At 59.1% G+C, this 274-nt stretch carries 1 protein-coding gene; it reads right to left on the bottom strand.

The window, feature by feature from the left end; genetic code table 11:
- A partial coding sequence (locus tag SB751_RS30335; protein WP_410749064.1) for a cytochrome d ubiquinol oxidase subunit II occupies window positions 1-254 on the bottom strand: 254 nt, incomplete at its 3' end.
- Between the last annotated feature and the right edge of the window lie 20 nt (window positions 255-274).

Here is a 274-nt window from a genome sequence, read left to right as displayed (position 1 = left end):
AGCGGCAGGTACAGCGCTGACAGCACGACGGAATAGACCGTCGGGAACACCGCGTAGAGCGACGCGGCGCCCAGCACCATCCAGGTTTCGTTGCCGTCCCAGACAGGGGCGACGGAACTCATCATGCAGCTGCGCGCATCGTCGTGATCGAAAAACGGGAAAAGGATGCCGATGCCGAGATCGAATCCGTCAAGCACGACGTACATGCCCAGACCAAACGCGACGATGGCGGCCCAAACGAGAGTGATGTTCATGTTGAAAGTCCGGTTGTATC

The sequence above is a fragment of the Cupriavidus sp. SIMBA_020 genome (assembly GCF_046535395.1).
Lineage (GTDB): Bacteria > Pseudomonadota > Gammaproteobacteria > Burkholderiales > Burkholderiaceae > Cupriavidus > Cupriavidus campinensis.
Note: the sequence above shows the minus strand (reverse complement) of the source record. Positions and strands in the feature narration are given on the sequence as shown.